The 18437-nt window shown below is 60.0% G+C and carries 18 protein-coding genes; 13 read left to right on the top strand and 5 right to left on the bottom strand.

Features of this window, described 5'->3' with window-relative positions; all coding sequences use genetic code 11:
• The first annotated feature begins 2 nt into the window (after positions 1–2).
• The 7 genes from ACSQ26_RS00390 to hemH all read left to right on the top strand — a co-directional run bounded on the left by ACSQ26_RS00390 (position 3) and on the right by hemH (position 7475).
• The gene (locus ACSQ26_RS00390) at positions 3–1160 is read left to right on the top strand and encodes an aminodeoxychorismate synthase component I (protein ID WP_436005199.1); all 1158 of its coding nucleotides are present in this window, start codon (positions 3–5) and stop codon (positions 1158–1160) included.
• Entirely contained in the window at positions 1157–1783 is a 627-nt protein-coding gene (locus ACSQ26_RS00385) for an aminotransferase class IV family protein (RefSeq protein WP_436005197.1), read from the top strand. The genes ACSQ26_RS00390 and ACSQ26_RS00385 overlap by 4 nt, the downstream gene beginning before the upstream one ends.
• Positions 1784–1792: 9 nt before the next feature.
• Positions 1793–2077 carry a YciI family protein gene (locus ACSQ26_RS00380; RefSeq protein WP_436005195.1) on the top strand — a complete coding sequence of 95 codons (285 nt, stop codon included), beginning with the start codon at positions 1793–1795 and terminating at the stop codon, positions 2075–2077.
• 147 nt (positions 2078–2224) lie between these two features.
• On the top strand, positions 2225–3670 hold the full coding sequence (locus tag ACSQ26_RS00375) for a homospermidine synthase (RefSeq protein WP_436005193.1): 1446 nt from the start codon (positions 2225–2227) through the stop codon (positions 3668–3670).
• Positions 3671–3860: 190 nt separating this feature from the next.
• Positions 3861–4241, top strand: coding sequence for a hypothetical protein (locus ACSQ26_RS00370; protein WP_258158412.1), 381 nt, complete (start codon positions 3861–3863; stop codon positions 4239–4241).
• Between the two features lie 135 nt (positions 4242–4376).
• The gene (locus ACSQ26_RS00365; RefSeq protein ID WP_436005192.1) at positions 4377–6323 is read left to right on the top strand and encodes a 5'-nucleotidase C-terminal domain-containing protein; all 1947 of its coding nucleotides are present in this window, start codon (positions 4377–4379) and stop codon (positions 6321–6323) included.
• A 129-nt stretch (positions 6324–6452) separates the two neighbouring features.
• Positions 6453–7475: a ferrochelatase gene (gene hemH, locus ACSQ26_RS00360; RefSeq protein ID WP_436005191.1), complete on the top strand. Its 1023-nt coding sequence runs from the start codon at positions 6453–6455 to the stop codon at positions 7473–7475.
• On the opposite strand, the gene ACSQ26_RS00355 is transcribed toward hemH, so the two are convergent.
• Complete coding sequence (locus ACSQ26_RS00355; RefSeq protein WP_436005189.1) at positions 7472–8035, bottom strand: DinB family protein; 564 nt, start codon at positions 8033–8035, stop codon at positions 7472–7474. The two genes, hemH and ACSQ26_RS00355, sit on opposite strands and share 4 nt — an antisense overlap.
• Positions 8032–8487, bottom strand: coding sequence for a hypothetical protein (locus tag ACSQ26_RS00350; protein WP_436005187.1), 456 nt, complete (start codon positions 8485–8487; stop codon positions 8032–8034). Before ACSQ26_RS00350 ends, ACSQ26_RS00355 begins: the two co-directional genes overlap by 4 nt.
• A 662-nt stretch (positions 8488–9149) precedes the next feature.
• Here ACSQ26_RS00350 and ACSQ26_RS00345 point away from each other — a divergent pair.
• The 3 genes from ACSQ26_RS00345 to ACSQ26_RS00335 are packed head-to-tail and all read left to right on the top strand — an operon-like array spanning position 9150 to position 11396.
• Positions 9150–10190, top strand: coding sequence for an SPFH domain-containing protein (locus ACSQ26_RS00345; RefSeq protein WP_436005185.1), 1041 nt, complete (start codon positions 9150–9152; stop codon positions 10188–10190).
• Positions 10187–10645: an NfeD family protein gene (locus ACSQ26_RS00340; RefSeq protein WP_436005183.1), complete on the top strand. Its 459-nt coding sequence runs from the start codon at positions 10187–10189 to the stop codon at positions 10643–10645. The genes ACSQ26_RS00345 and ACSQ26_RS00340 overlap by 4 nt, the downstream gene beginning before the upstream one ends.
• Before the next feature lie 34 nt (positions 10646–10679).
• A complete protein-coding gene (locus tag ACSQ26_RS00335; RefSeq protein WP_436005181.1) occupies positions 10680–11396 on the top strand; it encodes a carboxypeptidase regulatory-like domain-containing protein in 717 nt (238 codons plus the stop codon).
• On the opposite strand, the gene ACSQ26_RS00330 is transcribed toward ACSQ26_RS00335, so the two are convergent.
• Positions 11393–12388, bottom strand: coding sequence for a KpsF/GutQ family sugar-phosphate isomerase (locus ACSQ26_RS00330; protein ID WP_436005179.1), 996 nt, complete (start codon positions 12386–12388; stop codon positions 11393–11395). The genes ACSQ26_RS00335 and ACSQ26_RS00330 overlap by 4 nt on opposite strands.
• 74 nt (positions 12389–12462) lie before the next feature.
• Positions 12463–13191 (bottom strand): DUF2459 domain-containing protein, encoded by a 729-nt coding sequence (locus ACSQ26_RS00325; protein ID WP_436005177.1) that lies wholly within the window; start codon positions 13189–13191, stop codon positions 12463–12465.
• Positions 13192–13351: 160 nt separating this feature from the next.
• Here ACSQ26_RS00325 and ACSQ26_RS00320 point away from each other — a divergent pair, with 160 nt between their 5' ends.
• Positions 13352–14857 (top strand): outer membrane beta-barrel protein, encoded by a 1506-nt coding sequence (locus tag ACSQ26_RS00320; protein WP_436005175.1) that lies wholly within the window; start codon positions 13352–13354, stop codon positions 14855–14857.
• Here ACSQ26_RS00320 and galU read toward each other — a convergent pair whose 3' ends face one another.
• Positions 14858–15742, bottom strand: coding sequence for a UTP--glucose-1-phosphate uridylyltransferase GalU (gene galU / locus ACSQ26_RS00315; RefSeq protein WP_436005173.1), 885 nt, complete (start codon positions 15740–15742; stop codon positions 14858–14860).
• Positions 15743–15908: 166 nt separating this feature from the next.
• Between galU and ACSQ26_RS00310 the strand changes: the two genes are divergently transcribed.
• Both ACSQ26_RS00310 and ACSQ26_RS00305 read left to right on the top strand, forming a co-directional pair.
• Entirely contained in the window at positions 15909–17129 is a 1221-nt protein-coding gene (locus ACSQ26_RS00310; RefSeq protein ID WP_436005171.1) for a lytic murein transglycosylase, read from the top strand.
• Between the two features lie 68 nt (positions 17130–17197).
• Positions 17198–18391, top strand: coding sequence for an SGNH/GDSL hydrolase family protein (locus tag ACSQ26_RS00305; RefSeq protein WP_436005169.1), 1194 nt, complete (start codon positions 17198–17200; stop codon positions 18389–18391).
• The last annotated feature ends 46 nt before the right edge of the window (positions 18392–18437 follow it).

The raw sequence follows: 18437 nt of genomic DNA, 5'->3' as shown, positions 1-18437 counted from the left end.
GAATGAAACCGCAAGACCCCTTTGTGCTGCTGCGTGACGACCTCGCGGACGAGACTCTGGTTTTCGCAGAACCGGAGCGTCTCGTGCTGGCGCACGACAAGGCGACGTTCTTCGCCGGGCTGCAGGTGCTCGAAGCCGCGCGCGCATCAGGCAAATGGATCGCCGGTTTCATGGCCTATGAGACCGGCTATCTGTTCGAAGAAAAGCTGGCGCCGCTCGTGACGCCCGGCCGCGAGACCCCGCTGATGGCCTTCGGCATCTTCGATGCGCCCCAGACGGATCACCCCCTCGCTACGCCAAGGCAGAGGACCGAAAACGAGCCGTTCCTGTCCAGCCCGCGCGCCGAATGGAATTTCCCGGCCTATAAGGAGCGCTTCGACCGGCTGCACTTGCACCTGCGCCGCGGCGATTGCTATCAGGCCAATCTCACCATGCCGATCCGTGGCCGCTGGTCGGGCGATCCGGTCGCGGCCTTCTGGTCGCTGATCGAACGGCAGCCGGTGCATTACGGCGCGCTGGTCAATCTCGGCGGCCCGGTTCTGCTGTCGCGTTCGCCGGAACTCTTCTTCAATGTCGATAAAGACGGCTGGATCGAGACCCATCCGATGAAGGGCACGGCGGCTCGCGGCTTCTCACCCGAGGAGGACCTGCAAATCATCGAGGCGATGAAGGCCGACGAGAAGACCCAGGCCGAAAACCGGATGATCGTCGACCTGCTGCGCAACGACATCTCACGCATCACCGAGGTCGGCACGCTCGATGTACCAAAACTCTTCGACATCGAGACCTATCCGACCGTCCACCAGATGGTCAGCCATGTCAGGGCGAAGCTGCTGCCGGACCTCACGATCCGCGACGTCTTCGCCGCCCTCTTCCCCTGCGGCTCGGTGACCGGCGCGCCGAAAATGTGGGCGATGAGAATCCTGCACGAACTGGAGGTAGGCCCACGCGACGCCTATTGCGGCTCGATCGGCTACATCGCGCCGGATGGCCGCATGCGCTTCAATGTTGCGATCCGTACCATCTCGCTGTTCGACAGCGGCGAGGCGGTGTTCAACGCCGGCGGCGGCATCGTCTTCGATTCCCGCGCCGAGGACGAATATGCCGAATGCCTCCTCAAGGCCCGCTTCGCCGTGGGTGACGAGGAGATCGCCGCATGAGCGATTTCTCGCTCATCGAAACCATGCGCTTCGAGCCGGAAACCGGCATCCCGAGATTCAACCTTCATATGTCGCGCTTAAGAAATTCCGCAAAAGTCCTGGGCTTCGCAGGCGCTGAAAGTGCATCTCAAGCATTGCACATATATATAAGAGAGAAAATCGAAGTATTGCGCCTGCGTCTGGAGCTTTTTCACGACGGAAGATACGAGATCACCTCGGCTCCCTACTTGCCGCTGGCGGACGATACCATATGGCGCATTCGCATCGCCCACGAGGCGAGGCTTAGCTCGACCGATCCCATCCTCCGCCACAAGACGTCAAAGCGCGCCGTCTATGAAGCGGCCCGCGCGGAATACAGCAGGGACGATGCCGACGAGGTGATCCTGCTCAACGAGAAGAACGAGGTCTGCGAAGGCACGATCACCAATATCTTCGTCGACGACGGCTCGGGAACCTTTCTCACGCCACCGCTTTCCTCCGGCTGCCTCGCCGGCATCCTGCGCACCTCGCTCATCTGCCAGAAGAAGGCGCGAAACCAGCGTTTGACGCCAGCGGACTTGAAAGATCGCGATTTCTATGTCGGAAATTCGCTGCGCGGCTTGATCCGCGCGCGACTCGTCTGAAAGGCCAAGATGTTCATCCTCTCCCTCACCTATATCGCGCCGCTCGAAGATGCCGACAAGCATATGGACGCGCATATGGCCTGGGTGCGCGAGGGTTATGACGGCAATTTCTTCCTCGCCTCGGGCCGCAAGATACCGCGCACCGGCGGTGTGATTCTGGCGCGCGGCGTGAGAGCCGTCATCGAGGAAATGTGCGCGACCGATCCCTTCGTCATCCACAAAGTCGCCGAATACGAGATCATCGAGGTCACCTTCACGACCGTTGCACACGGCATCGAGATTCTGAAGACATGATCATCGATGCCGGATGCCAATTCCGCGCGCAAAAATGCGCGTCCGGGTTTTCCTCGCGGTGAAATCTAACCCGAATTCGCTTTTGTGTGACAGGATTTTATGATTTGTAGCCAGCCATCGCTGTCAACAGAAGGAGTAAAGCGGGAAATGGCTGAACAAAACTATCCAATCTATGGCGAAATTACAGGCCCGATCGTGATGATCGGCTTTGGCTCGATCGGACGTGGAACTTTACCCCTCATCGAGCGTCACTTCAAATTCGACAAGAGCCGGATGGTGGTCATCGAACCGCGAAACGACGAAGCCGAACTGCTTGCGCGCCATGGCGTGCGGCACATTCAGGCCCATGTCACCAAGGACAATTACAAGGAATTGCTCAAGCCGCTGCTGACCGAAGGCGAAGGCCAGGGCTTCTGCGTCAACCTTTCCGTCGATATTTCTTCCGTCGACCTGATGAAGCTCTGCCGCAAGCATGACGTGCTCTACATCGATACGGTCGTCGAACCATGGCACGGCTTCTATTTCGACAAGGACAAGGACAATGCCGCGCGCACCAATTACGCGCTGCGCGAAACCATGCGCAAGGAGAAGTTCAAGAGCCCGGGTGGAGCCACCGCGGTCTCCACCTGCGGCGCCAATCCCGGCATGGTGTCATGGTTCGTCAAGCAGGCGCTCGTCAATCTCGCCAACGAAATCGGCGTGAAGTATGACGAGCCGTCGCAGGACGATCGCGAAGGCTGGGCCAAGCTCATGAAGAAGCTCGGCGTCAAGGGCGTGCACATCGCCGAACGCGACACCCAGCGCACCAAGCATCCGAAGCCGCTCAACGTCTTCTGGAACACCTGGTCGGTCGAAGGCTTCATTTCCGAAGGCCTGCAGCCGGCCGAGCTTGGCTGGGGTACCAACGAAAAATGGATGCCGAAGACCGCCAAAAAATTCAAGAAGGGCCACAAGTCCGCCATCTACCTGGAACAGGCCGGCGCCAATACCCGCGTCCGCACCTGGTGCCCGACACCCGGCCCGCAATATGGTTTCCTGGTGACGCATAACGAATCGATCTCGATCGCCGAATATTTCAGCGTCTACGACAAGGACGGCGACGTGAACTATCGCCCGACCTGCCACTATGCCTATCACCCGTCGAACGACGCCGTGATCTCGCTGCACGAAATGTTCGGCAATGGCGGCAACGCCCAGCCCGTCCTGCACGTTCTCAACGAGGATGAGCTCGAGGACGGCGTCGATGAACTCGGCGTGCTGCTCTATGGCCACGAGAAGAACGCCTACTGGTACGGTTCGCGGCTATCGCTCGAAGAGACCCGCAAGCTCGCGCCATACCAGAACGCCACCGGCCTGCAGGTAACCTCCGCAGTGCTCGCCGGCATGGTCTGGGCGTTCGAAAATCCCAAAGCCGGCATCGTCGAGGCCGACGAGATGGATTACAAGCGGTGCCTCGAAGTGCAGATGCCCTATCTCGGACCTGTCGAGGGTCACTACACCAGTTGGACACCGCTCGATGGCCGCCCGGGCCTGTTCCCGGAAGACCTCGATCACTCCGATCCGTGGCAGTTCCGCAACATTCTCGTTCGCTGATCCAACGCATCGAAGCCATTGTAAAACCCCGCGAATTCATCTCGCGGGGTTTTCTGTGTCAGCACCTGTGAAAGCAGAACCTGCAGCACGGCAAACGCTTGCTTTCGTTTTCGAAAGGCGGCAAACTGCCACGCGAAGGGTAGAGAGCGGCAGCCAAAGGCATCCGCCGAGCCCCCGCAGGGAGACATGCATGAAAAAATTCGCCATCCCGGCGCTCGTCGTCACCGCCGCACTCGCTTCGTGCACGACAGAACGGCAGCGCCCGCTGCCCGTCGCCCCGGCACCGACCACGATCGAGGGCACCTGGTCCGATCCCAACGGACTGATCTCGACATTCCAGACCGGCAATTTCAGCACCCGGACGACGGACACCAATCAGCTCCTCGCAACCGGCAATTACATCAATTCCTCGGGCAATCTCTATGAGATCAGCCTCACCTCCCTGGTGCAGAACAAGCAGTCCAAGGTCAATTGCGCACTGGTCAATCCCAACCAGCTGAATTGCACGGCCGATTCCGGCGCCCAGTTCACGCTTGCCCGCAAATCGACCACTGTCGCATCGGTACAATAGGCCGGGCTCTTCCGGCCAACAGAATTCCTGGCCGCTCTCTTCTTCGCCTGCGGTCATGGATCACAAGACGAATAGATGTCCACAGTCCGGGTCAACCGGACACGCCGACGTTCCGGATCGAGAAGGAGAGAGACCATGAACCGCTTTATCAGGCTTGCCATGCTGGGCGCATCCGCGTTTGCCCTGTCGGCAGGTGCCGCATTCGCCGACTATGAACTCAACATTCTCCACATCAACGATTTCCATTCCCGCATCGAATCGATCAACAAATTCGATTCGACGTGCTCGGCCGAGGACGAGGGCAAGGGCGAATGCTTCGGCGGCGCCGCGCGCCTGCTGACCGCGATCAACGAGACGCGCGCCGCTCTCGCCGGCAAGAACGTCCTGCTGCTCAATGCCGGCGACAATTTCCAGGGCTCGCTGTTCTACACTATGTACAAGGGCACGGTCGAAGCCGAGATGCTGAACGCCATGAAGTTCGACGCGATGACCGTCGGCAACCATGAATTCGACGACAGCGAAGATGCGCTGGCGCCCTTCCTCGACAAGGTGCAGTTCCCTGTTGTCACCGCCAATGTGGTGGCGGGCTTCAGCTCCAAGATCAAGGACAAGATCAAGCCTTCGATCGTGCTGGATGTCGGCGGCCAGAAGATCGGCATCGTCGGCGCTGTCACCAATGATACGCCCGAAATCGCCACGCCCGGCCCGAATATCATGATCGGCATCGACGAGCAGGCGATCAAGGACGAAGTCGCCAAGCTCAAGGCGGAAGGCGTCAACAAGATCATCGCGCTGACCCATGTGGGCTATCCCCGCGATCTCGCCGTGATCGCCAAGATTCCGGATGTCGATGTCGTCGTCGGCGGCCATACCCACACGCTGCTGTCGAACACCGACAAGGATGCGGCGGGCCCCTACCCGACCATGGTCGACAACCCCGGTGGTTACAAGGTACCGGTCGTGCAGGCCGGCCAGTACAGCAAGTATCTTGGCGACCTCAACGTCGTCTTCGATGACGCCGGCGTGCCGAAATCGGCCAAGGGCGACCCCATCCTGGTCGACGCCAAGTTCAAGCCCGACGCGGCGACCGTGACCCGCATCGCGGAACTCGCCAAGCCGATCGAGGAACTGAAAAACAAGGTCATCGGCGAAAGCGCCGAGGCGATCGACGGCGACCGCAAGAATTGCCGTGCCAAGGAATGCGCGATGGGCAACCTCGTGGCCGAGGCCATGCTGGATCGCGTCAAGGACCAGGGCGTGACGATCGCCATCCAGAACGGCGGCGGCGTGCGCGCTTCGATCGATGCCGGTCCGGTCACCATGGGCGAAGTGCTGACCGTGCTTCCGTTCCAGAATTCGGTCGCGACCTTCCAGATCACGGGCGCCGATCTCACGGCCGGGCTCGAAAACGGCCTGTCGCAGTTGGAAGAAGGCGCTGGCCGTTTCGCGCAGGTCGCGGGGATGAAATATTCCTTCGATCCGAAGAAGCCGGTGGGCAGCCGCGTGATCTCGGTCGAGGTCATGGAAGGCGGCAAGATGGTCGCGCTCGATCCGGCCAAGACCTATAGCGTCGTGACCAACAACTATGTGCGTGGCGGCGGCGACGGCTACAAGATCTTCGCCGAAAAGGCCAAGAACGCCTACGATTTCGGACCGAGCCTCGAGGACGTGACTGCCGCCTATATCGGCAAGCATTCACCCTACAAGCCTTTCACCGACGGCCGTATCACGATCGTCGACTCCGCCGTCCCGGCAGCGGAGACCGCACAATCCGAGACTGGCGGCGACGTGAAGACGCCAGACCTGCCGGCCGCATCGACCGACATTGCCAAGCAGCCGCCGGCCGTCACCCAGGACGCGGCGACGTCGAAGCAGACGACCACCTCGGAAGGCGCCGAAAGCGCCAGCACGCAGGCGACGACCGAGCAGAAATACACGATCGCCAAGGGCGACAACTATTGGGATCTCGCCGAGAAATATTACGGCGATGGCGCGGTCTGGAAGAAGATTTCCGAAGCCAATCCCGGCCTGCGGCCGCGTTATTTGCCCGTCGGCAAGGAAATCAGCGTCCCGGCGAAGTAAACGACCCTCGATGACATGCGACAGACGGCCCGGGCGTTCCGGGCCGTTTTTACTTTATGCGCGGCATCATTCAGGGTAATCCACGCCGCATCGACCGACGTAACGATTGCAAGAACAATTGGACCGACAATGACCGCCCGCCCCGCCAATCATCCGCCCGTCAAGTCCGGAAAGGTCGGCGTGCTGCTCGTCAATCTCGGAACGCCCGATGGCACCGACTACAAATCCATGCGGCGCTATCTCGCGGAGTTCCTGAGCGACAAGCGGGTGATCGAGTGGTCGCGGCTCTACTGGTATCCCATCCTCTACGGCATCGTGCTCAATCGCCGGCCGCAAAAGGTCGGCAAGGCCTATGAGACGATCTGGAACAAGGAGCTCAACGAGAGCTATCTGCGCACCTACACAAGGTCGCAAGCCGAGAAGATGTCCGCGCGGCTGGCGGAATATCCCGATGTGATCGTCGATTGGGGCATGCGCTACGGCAAGCCCTCGATCGCCGAAAAGCTTCAATCGCTACAGGCCCAGGGTTGCGAAAAGATCCTGCTTTTCCCGCTCTATCCGCAATATGCTGCCGCGACGACCGCGACCGTGAACGACAAGGCCTTCGACGCGCTGAAAGCCATGCGCTGGCAGCCGGCTCTGCGCACCGTCCCGCCCTACCCCGACGATGACGCCTATATCACGGCACTTGCCAAATCCATCAACAGGCATCTGGCGACACTCGATTGGCAACCGGAAAAGGTGCTGACCTCGTTTCACGGCATCCCGCAGAGCTATTCCGACAAGGGCGATCCCTACTATTGCCAGTGTCACAAGACCCGCCGGCTTCTGCTGGAAAAGCTCGACTGGCCGGAGGACAAGCTGGTCCTGACCTTCCAGTCGCGCTTCGGCCCCGAGGAATGGCTCAAGCCCTACACCGACAAGACTGTGGAGCAGATGGCGAAGGACGGCATCAAGCGCATCGCCGTCATCAATCCCGGCTTCGTCTCGGATTGCCTAGAAACGCTCGAGGAAATCGCAGTGGCAGCGGGCGAGATCTTCCATCACAATGGCGGCGAGAAATTCACCCACATCCCGTGCCTGAACGACGGCGAAAACGGGATGAATGTGCTCGAGGCGCAGGTCCGGCGCGAGTTGCAGGGCTGGGTCTAGCGTTTCTGCCGGTTCTCGTCCCAGCCGAGTGCATGGATATCCCCGCCACGCGCATCTACATCGCCGACGAGAATGAATTCGTCCAGCTGCGGCGGCCGGATGCTGGAGCCGGCGAGCATCGCGTGAACCTGCCCACGGTGATGCTGGCCGTGCAGAAAGAAATGCAGGAGCGTGTCGCCTAGCGTTTCGGTGAAAATCTGATCCGGCCACTCGATAGTGATATCGCGGGCAAGATCACCATCCGTCAGGCGTTCGCAATAATCCACTAGCCACTCATCGACTTCTGCTCTCTCGCGGGCGAATTCCCCAGCGTTGGTGCGCCCGCCCGCCGGGTTAACGATACCTGGATGCGGGCCACGGAACGTGTCAATATAATAACGATCGGCGTTCAACAGGTGCACCATCGTCTCCCTCAGGGATGGAAAGAACGACGTGCGCTCCGCTTCCCACTCATCGGGTCCCAACGCCATGCAGGCAAGATCGAGCCGGCGATTGGCGAGCCGCGCATTGCGCGCGAGCAGTCGGAACGGCCGGCAGAGAGGATTTTCGAGATCGATCATGCACACCCGTTGGCTAGATCGCCAGCTTGCACAAATGAATTGTCGCGGTAAATGTCAGGAAGCAATGGAGGTTCCCTGTTCAACGACGCCGAAAATATATGAAGAATTTCAGAGTCGTCGAGGCCGGCAAACGTCAAATTTGTTCGCAATCCGTAAGCAATTGTTCGCCTCACGCTCTCAGGAGCACTTGGATCTTCATACCCAAAGCGGGCATTTTTTATCAAGGTTAGATAAACCGATCTCACGCAATAGTTTTCGGTCTGGGAAGGTAGCTTCTCATAAGCGATCATAGTCTCAACTTCTTCCATGACATTCAGGGAAAATCTTCGCGAGCAAAAGTCTGCTGCCTCAAGAACGATACTATGAATCGCCAGAACGCTTTGAATGCCTTCGTAGCTCGAAACCTGCCGCATTATCTCGAACAGTCTATCTCTATCAGCAATGTCAGTCATTACTATCTCGGCCCCCAGTCCGGCACTCGACGCCCCATACCACACTTTCCGCCGGCGGGGACGACCTCACCCAAAATAAATATTTTATCCCAACAAAATCAATCGCTTATCATTTTCTCACTCCCCATTTCATCCCCGCTCTTCCGGCCCATGCCATCATGACTCCGTTCCCGTCTCCGGAGTGTATCGCGAGACATCACGTACAGGCGGGAGCGGGCGCTTTCATCGGTTTCCAGAATGTGTGGAGGCGGATGAGAGAGATGCGGGACGCTGCGGCAATTGCCGCTGCGACGGTTTCCCCCGGCGGCCGCCCAGCCGCCGGTTTGGGTCCTCCATGCAAGCGGAAGCGAAAATGCTCCGTGCAGCGAAACAGGACCGCATCTGAAGGAGGCGCGGGCCGCTTCCGAAGAACGCCCCAAGGCCGCGCGAAAGCGAAGCCACACTAACCCTTACCCCTGAGGCGACGCTTTCGCGCGGCTTCTCCGGTCCAAGTTCAACAATAAACCGGCGGGGTTTCCCGCGCGGCAACGAAGAGGCATGTCCATAGTCCCGCATCCGATTTCCGACGCTGCCATATTGCAAATAAAAGTCCGCATACCGACGTTTATGCTAATGCTAGTGTGCGCTAGGCGCGAGAGAACGCCGCTTAACCGGAGGGACAAATGGATTTCAATCTTTCAGGCATGGACTACGCGGTCATTGCCCTCGTCGTGCTGATCATCTTGACCCTTTTCGCCGGGGTAAAAACCGTGCCGCAGGGTTACAATTATACCGTCGAGTTCTTCCGGAAATATACCCGCACGCTGCATCCCGGCCTGAATTTCATTATCCCATATTTCGAGACGATTGGCGCCAAGCTCAACGTCATGGAGCAGGTGCTCGACGTTCCGACCCAGGAGGTCATCACCAAGGACAATGCCAGCGTCAAAGCCGACGCCGTGGCCTTCTACCAGGTGCTGAACGCTGCCCAGGCCGCCTACCAGATTTCAAACCTCAATCAGGCGCTCCTCAACCTCACGATGACCAATATCCGCTCGGTCATGGGTTCGATGGATCTCGATGAGCTGCTCTCCAACCGCGATCTCATCAACGAAAAGCTGCTGCGCACGGTCGATGAGGCCGCCAATCCCTGGGGCATCAAGATCACCCGCGTCGAGATCAAGGACATTTCGCCGCCGCAGAATCTCCTCGATTCCATGGCCCGCCAGATGAAGGCGGAACGCGAGAAGCGCGCGCTGGTGCTGGAAGCCGAAGGCACGCGTGCCGCCCAGATTCTCAAGGCGGAGGGCCTCAAGCAGTCCGCCATCCTCCAGGCGGAAGGCAAACGCGAAGCCGCATATCGCGAGGCCGAAGCCCGCGAACGTCTGGCCGAAGCCGAAGCCAAGGCGACACGCCTTGTGTCCGTGGCGATCGGCGAGGGCAATGTCCAGGCGCTGAATTACTTCGTCGCGCAGAAATATACCGAGGCTCTCGTCTCGATCGGCACAGCCAACAATTCCAAGATCGTGCTGATGCCGCTCGAAGCCTCGTCGCTCATCGGTTCGCTCGGCGGCATCGGCGCCATCGCCAAGGAAGTCTTCGGCGATGGTGGCGGATCGACGCCCACCACGCCGCGACCCAGCACGCGCTCGACGCCAAGCATCAATACCACGACCGCCCAGGCCAACCCCTTTGTCATCCGCCCGGAGGGTAGCCAGACATGATCCTGACGCTGATCAAGGACGCTGGCCCCTGGGCGTGGTGGATTTTCGGCATCGTCCTGCTGGTTGCCGAGATCGCGGTGCCCGGCAATGTCCTCGTCTGGGTAGGCGTCGCAGGTCTGGCTACGGGCCTGCTGTCCACCATCCTCTGGGACACGAGTTGGTGGGTATGGGAAGTGCAGTGGCTGGTCTTCGCCGTGCTGTCAGTCGCAAGCCTGTTCGTCGGCCGCACCTGGCTGCGCCGCAGCGGCGGCCATTCAGAGGAGCCGACGCTCAACATGCGTGGCGCCAGCCTGATCGGCCGCACCGCCGACCTAATCGACCCGATCCATAACGGCCGAGGCCGCGCCAAGATCGGCGACACTGTATGGATCGTCGCCGGCCCGGACCTGCCCGCCGGAGCGAAGGTCAAGGTGATCGGCAGCGATGGCAGCGACCTCAGGGTCGAGGCCATCTGAACCGCGACGGGAGAACAGTATTCCGGAGACAGCCATGAATTTCATCAGGAACCTCGCGGTCTCGGTGGCAATGCTATGCACTTTCGCCACTGCTGCGAATGCCGGCACGGTCAGCGGCCGGGTCACCGACCAGAGCGGCACACCGGTTTTCGGCGTCAATGTCGAGGTGGTCTACCAGACCTACAATTCCGACGACTTGCCGAATTGCGGCGCCAGTATCAAGGAATCGGCGGTCACCGATGGCGACGGACGCTACTCGATCGCGACCGATCACCTGCCGCCGGGCGAATACTCGGCCAATGCCTTTCACGTCATCACCAACGGCGGAAAGGAGATCAATATCGATTTCCAGCCGGAGGACAGTTCGACGTTTGCCGGCAATGCCGACACGGTGCGGAATTTCACCGGCGGCTATTACGAAAGCACACCTGAAAATCCCTACGGCAATGGCGGCATCTTCGTCGTCAACAATGCCATCGGCGACTTCACCGACCTGAGCGATGCCGAGGTGGCCCTGGTCCACGTCGAGAGCGGAACGGGCTATCGCAGGAAAGTCCGCCAGACGGGCGAAGGGCTCGTCGTCACCGGCATTCCCTTCGGCAACTATTTCGCCGCAGTCTGGCTCAATGGTCGGCAGATGCAGGTCAAACTCTGGGGACCCGAAGAGCCGGACGAGTTTTCGTCGATCGTCTCCCACGAATTCACCATGGGATACATGGGCAACCAGTTCCAGGTCGCCGTGAAGCCTTAAGCGACGCCGATCTTCAGCAGGTCATGGAAATGCACGATGCCGAGCGGCCGCTTGTCGTCGTCGGTCACCAGCAGCGCGGAAATATTGTACTGGTTGAGCAGGCCCATGGCGCTGGTGGCAAGCGTCGTCGGCCGTACGGTCTTGGGATTGCGGGTCATGATCTCATCGACCTTCATCTCGACGAGGTTCTTGTCGAGATGCCGCGCGATATCGCCATCGGTGATAATGCCGATGAGGCAGCCATCATCGCCGATGATGCCGACACAGCCGAAGCGCTTGATCGACAGCATCATCACCGCGTCGCGCATCGATGTGCCCATCGGCACAAGCGGGATCTCGTCGTCCCGGTGCATGACATCGCCGACATGGCTGAGCGTCGCACCCAGCTTGCCGCCGGGATGGAAGGTCTTGAAGTCGATCGCCGAAAAGCCGCGTGTTTCCAGCAGCGCCACCGCGAGCGCGTCGCCGATGGCAAGCTGCATCAGCGCGGACGTGGTCGGCGCCAGGCCATGCGGACAGGCTTCCTGCGATTTCGGCAGGCAAAGCACGATATCGGCCTCGCGCGCCAGCGTCGAATTCTCGCCTGATGTGATGGCGATCAGCGGGATCGAGAAGCGCCTCGAATAGGCGACGATGCCCTGCAGTTCCGATGTCTCGCCGCTCCAGGAGAGTGCGACGATCGCATCGCGGGCTGTGATCATGCCGAGATCGCCATGATTGGCTTCCACGGGATGGACGAAGAAGGACGGCGTGCCGGTCGAAGCGAGCGTCGCGGCGATCTTGGCGCCGACATGGCCGCTCTTGCCGATGCCCGTCACCACGACGCGGCCGGGCGTGGAATGGATTTTCCTGACCGCCTCGGTGAACGGCGCGGAAAGCCCATTGCCGAGCGCGCGCTCGAGATCGGCGAGACCGGATTTTTCAGCCTTGATGGTACGCAGCGCCGAACGGGCGGCGTCGCTTTCGGGAAGTTTCAGTACATTTTCTGCCATAGCAGTGATTTACTCTTTCTTTTCAGCCTGTCCAGAGCGGATTTATCCGCCCCACATCGTTTTGAACCGCGAAGTCATCGCGGCGCCACCGCCTCTGCTAGGTCATTGCGCCATCTGACTTCTGCCAGCAGCCCGACACTTGCCACTGAAGGAACGGGCGAGACCTTCAACCCGGCATTGGCGAGCAACCCACCGATCCACATGTTGCAGGTGTTGATCACGCTGTAATGGCCGTTGGCCCGGTAGAACAGGCTTGCGCCATATATGCCCTTGCCGAGTTCGACCGGTTGCGAGAGTTCATCCCTCGCAAAGGCCTGCGACACGCCCGTCATCACCTCTCGCATTCCAGCTTCGGAGAGATGGATGCGCTGCAGGTCGGAATGCTTGAACACCTCTTCGGGCGCCTTGCTCAGGCCCACCACATGCAGCACCGTGGCGTCGTTCATCCCCGACAGCGCATTGAATGCCATCTTCACCGTTACATCCGAGATCGCAGGCGCAAAGCGATAGAACTGCTCGTCGCCCCAGCCGATCTCCAGCCATTCATATGCCTGATAGCGCACGAAGAGCGCCGAGAGAATCGGATCGTTCAAGGCGAGCGAATATCGGTCGAGATCGGCGCGCCGGATGATCAGCCCGGCATGATAGCCGTGGTCGGCGATCACAACAGGAAAAGTCTCGACACCCTCTGCTGGCGGATAGAGCGCCGCGTCGCCGAAACGCATCGTGAAGGCATAGAGCAGCACCACCGCCAGGGGCAGCGCGACGACGATCATCACCAACCATTTCAGAAAGCGCCGCATTCGCCCCCAACGGCCGAAATCGAATCCCTTGATCTTGCAATCCCGCGAAATCACGACGGATTTATGTTCGTGGTGCAATGCCTCGAGAAACCATTGATTAACCTTGCTCCTTTACCAATGGGTAACGATATCCGACAATTGCCGCATCGGCCGGTACCCTATGACGCGTCAACACCCCTCGCCAGTCCGTATCCGCCGCCCGCTCGCCGCAGGGCTGGTCGCGGCGCATCTGGCAATTGGCCTGGCGGGCGCCGCCTTCGCGCAATCCGCCGACGAGCAGAAGGTGGCCGAGGACCAGTTCCGCACCCAGCCGGCAAACGAGCCTTCGACGACTTCCGACGACCCCAACGCTGCTGATGCTTCCGATGAGGCGGAACTGGCGGATGCACCGCTTAAGGAGACGATCGACACGTCGGGCATCGACTCGCCGATTACCGATCCCACCGAACTTCTCGACCAGGAGGCCTTGCAGGAACTGCGCCGCCAGAACCTGCGGGAGAATGCGGTGGACGGCTTGAAAGCAACGGCCGACGCGACGCGCAACGATGCACAGGGCATTAAGGTCGGCTCCTTCGTGCTTCGACCGGCGCTCACCGAGACGCTCGGCGCCGAACGCACGATAACAGGCAAGGACAGCACGACCCGCTATTACCTGCGTTCGGGACTCCAGGCATCGGCGACCTCGAACTGGTCGCTGCATCAGTTGAAGATCGATGCGGAAGGCACGTGGGACAAGACTTTCTCCGGCCCGCCGGACGACGATCCGGAAGGCAAGATCGAAGCGGAACTGCGGCTCGACCTCACCGATGAGATGACGGGCACGCTGAAGGCCGGCTATTCGCTGGAACGCGAGGATGTCAGCGATCCCAATGCGGTCGCCAACGCCACCACGCAATCGGATGTCGAGACATATACCGCAAGTGCCGCAATAACACGCGACCTCGGCGTCTTGCGCACCACGGCGGGGCTGGAATTCAACCGCTATGTCTATGGTCCGGCAGTGCTCGACAACGGCGACCTGCTTTCCCAGGCCGAGCGCGACCGGAACGCCGGCATCCTCCGTGGCCGTGTCGGCTACGAACTTTCGCCGGCGCTGATCCCCTTCGTCGAGGCCGCCTACGGCCAGACGATCTACGACCAGCACAGGGATTCGCTCGGCTTCGTGCGCGACGCAACGCTCTACGCCCTGAAGTCGGGTGTGGAGTTCGATTTCGGCGAAAAGCTGAAGGGCGAGCTCGCGGGCGGCTATACGGTCGCCGAATTCAACGATTCGGCGCTCAAGTCCATTTCGGCCGCGACGATCGACGGCACCGCTATATGGTCGCCCCATCGCGGCACCGATCTCGCGCTCAATCTGAAAACTGAAATCGAGCCGTCGTCCACTCCGGGCGCTTCGGGCGACGTCGCCTATTCGGGAACCGCAATCCTCAGCCAGATCATCCTGCAGAACCTGACCGGTCAGATTTCCAGCGGCATCACGCTTCGCGATTATGAGGACCAGGCCACCGCCAGGCAAAGCGTCGTCACGCTCGGCACAGGCTTGACTTGGGGCATTTCCCGCTCGCTCGACCTCGTGACCGACGTCTCGTGGGAGAGCACAAGGCAGGATAACGTGGCCGACATAGATGTCTTCCGCGCCGGCATCGGCCTCACGCTGAAACGCTGACTATTTCAACGCCGCGACAAGCGCCTTGAGGTCGGCCTCCACCAGTCCCCTGATGTCCGGGCGATCCAGCGCAAAGGCGATATTGGCCATGATGAAGCCGTCCTTGGCGCCCGTGTCATAGGTCACGCCCTTGTAATGATAGGCCGTGAAATCCTGTTGCTTCAGCAGTTTCAGCATGGCGTCGGTGATCTGGATCTCGTTTCCGGCACCGCGTTCCTGCGTCTCGAGGATATCGAAGATTTCCGGCTGCAGGATGTAGCGGCCGTTGATGAAGAAGTTCGAAGGCTGCGTGCCTTTCGCTGGCTTCTCGACCATGCCGGTGATGCGGAAGCCGTCGCCAACCGTGTCGCCCCTTGCCACGATGCCGTAGCGATGGGCGAGTTCCGGCGCGCATTCTTCAACGGCGATCACATTGCCGCCGCTCACCGCATGCAAGTCCACCATGCCCCTGAGGCAGGCGACTTCGGATTTCATGATCATGTCGGGGAGCAGGACTGCGAACGGTTCATTGCCGACGATGTCTCGCGCACACCACACGGCATGTCCCAACCCGAGCGGTTCCTGCTGGCGGGTGAAGCTGGTCGAGCCCGCCTTGGGCAGGATCGAGGAGAGAAGGTCGAGTTCCGCATTCTTGTTGCGGGCCTTCAGCGTCGATTCGAGTTCGTACTGGATGTCGAAATAGTCCTCGATGACGGCCTTGTTGCGGCCCGTCACGAAGACGAAATGCTCGATTCCGGCCTCGATCGCCTCTTCGACCACATATTGGATGACGGGCTTGTCCACGACGGTCATCATTTCCTTCGGCACCGCCTTGGTGGCTGGAAGAAATCGGGTTCCCAGGCCCGCGACAGGAAACACCGCCTTTTTTACCTTACCAGCCGTCATTATATTCTCCCGGATCGGAACCGACATTGTCGTGGATGCGCGCAGTCATACACGAATTCCTATTACTTTTTAAAAAGGTGACGCAAGTGAGTCGCCATGGTAAAGAATTTGTTGACTTCGTTTGGGTAAATTCTGTCCTCGACCATCCACAACCGGAATGAAGCCAATGCTGAAAGACCGCAAGACGATCCTGAAAACAAGCCTTCTGTCGATTTTCGCGGCAGCGAGCCTTTTCATCGCCTCTCCGGCGCATGCCGATAAAGGTTTTGTGAAGTGGATCAACAGTTTCTACACGACCGCCGCCAAGGCGGGCATCAGCAAGTCGACCTATGTCGCAGCCTTCAAGGGCGTGACCGAGCCCGACCCGGAAGTGCTGCGCAAGGCCAATTACCAGCCTGAATTCGAGCACAAGATCTGGGATTATCTCGACGGTCGCGTGAACCCTTACACGGTCGGCATCGGCCGGGACATGCTGCGCGAACATGGCAAGACGCTGGCGGCCATCGAACGGCATTTCGGTGTCGACAAGCATATTCTTCTGGCGATCTGGTCGATGGAGAGCAATTACGGCGCGGTGTTCGACAAACCCGACCGGTTGCACAATGTTCCCCGTGCGCTTGCGACGCTTGCCTATGCCGATCCGAAGCGCGGCAAATTCGCCCGCACGCAGCTCATCGCGGCCCTCAAGATTCTCGAACATGGCGATGTCGCACCGAAGTCGCTGACCGGCTCATGGGCGGGCGCGATGGGCCATACCCAGTTCATCCCGACGAGCTACCTGATCTACGCCTATGACGCTGACGGCAACGGCAAGCGCGACATCTGGAATTCAATCCCCGATGCGCTGGCCACATCGGCCAATCTGCTCAAGAAGAACGGCTGGCAGCCGGGCAAGACCTGGGGCTACGAGGTCAGGCTTCCTTCGTCCGCAGGTAAATACGAAGGCAAGAGCAAATCGCTCGCCGAGTGGCAGAAGCTCGGTTTTGTCCGCCCTTCAGGCAAGGGCTTCAAAAATGGCAAGGACCGGGCAGTGCTGAAAATGCCGGCCGGCCCTAACGGCCCCGGCTTTCTCGTGACCAAGAACTTCTTCGTCATCAAGCGGTACAATGCCGCCGATTCCTATGCCATGGGCGTCGGCATGCTGGCCGACCAGATTGCGGGCTATAACGGCGTGGCACAGGCTTGGCCTCGCCCCAATGGTTCGCTCGACATCAAGCAGAAGTTCGAGCTTCAGGAACGCATGAAGACGCTCGGCTATTATGACGGCAAGATCGACGGCAATTTCGGCTCCGGCTCGAAGGCGGCGATTGCGGCGATCCAGAAACAGCTCGGCATGGAACAGGATGGCGAACCGTCCGAGGCTCTGCTCAAGGCCTTGCAGCGCTAAGGTCTAATCATCTATAATCGGAAGGGGCCGGCTAGTCCGGCCCTTTCTTTTCGTGGAGTGCGGAATCGATGATGCTGATCGTTACGCGAAGCCGCCTTGCCGGCCTCATCACGAAATGTCTGCTGCCGCTGCTGGCGGCCGCCTTCCTCATCCTTGACCCGGCGTTCAACTACACCAATGTCGCCCAGGCGCAGGAAACCCGCGAGCGCCGTTCCATCATCGACATGATCTTCCGGCCCAACCGCAGGAAGAAGGTCACCAACGCCAACACCTCGGTGATTCGCGTGAAGCGGCCGCGCCGCAAGAAGAGCAAGACCACCAGCGATCCAGCCGTGACGGGCGCCGAGATCGAGATCGCCAAGCTGCCGGATGCCAAGAAGGTGATGGTGATCGGCGATTTCATGGGCAGCGCGCTGGCCGATGGCCTGGAAGTCGCTTTCGCACCCGATGCCGGCATCGTCATCGACAAGCGCACCGACGGCTCGTCCGGCCTCGTCCGCACCGACCATCTCGATTGGCCGCAGACACTGACTACCTATATCGGCGAGGTGAAGCCTGCGATGATCGTCATCATGCTCGGCGCCAATGACCGCCAGCAGATGAGCATCAATGGCAAGAAGGAAAAATACCAGACCGAAGCCTGGAATGCCGAATATGAGAAGCGCATCGCGGCGATCATCGAGATCGCCAAGCAGAACAAGACACCGTTCCTGTGGGTTGGCCTGCCCGCGTTCTCCTCGCCATCCCTCAGCGCCGATGCCGCGATCCTGAACAATCTCTATCGCGTCAAATCGGAAATGGCGGGTGGCGAATTCATCGATATTTGGGACGGTTTTGCCGACGAGAACGGCAAGTTCATCGCGTCCGGTTCCGACATGAATGGGCAGCCGGTTCGCCTGCGCGGCTCGGACGGTTTGAGCTTTACCAAAGCCGGCAAGCGCAAGGTCGCCTTCTATGTCGAAAAATCGATCCGTAAACTGATCGGCGTGGGCGTGCCCGCGATTTCGCAGCTCAATCCGGCGGGGACGATCGACAGCGCGGCGACGTCACCGACGATCACCAATATCGTGGCCGTGCCGCCGATCAGCCTGGTCGATCCGGAACTCGACGGCAGCAGCCGGCTTCTGGACCAGGCCTCGGTTCCCAAGGCCAGCGGCATCACCCCGCGTGACAAGCTGATCGAGAAGGGCGAGACCATCGACGCGCCCGAGGGACGCGTCGATGACTTCAAATGGAAGCCGGTCGCCAAGCCAGCGGGCTGAACGAAAAATGCCCCGGAGACCGGGGCACTCATTCCTGAAAAACAGA

This window comes from Rhizobium sp. LjRoot254 (genome assembly GCF_964254105.1).
In the GTDB taxonomy this organism is placed as follows: Bacteria; Pseudomonadota; Alphaproteobacteria; order Rhizobiales; family Rhizobiaceae; genus Rhizobium_E.
The sequence above is the reverse complement of the archived record's forward strand: the minus strand, read 5'-3'. Positions and strand labels throughout refer to the sequence as shown.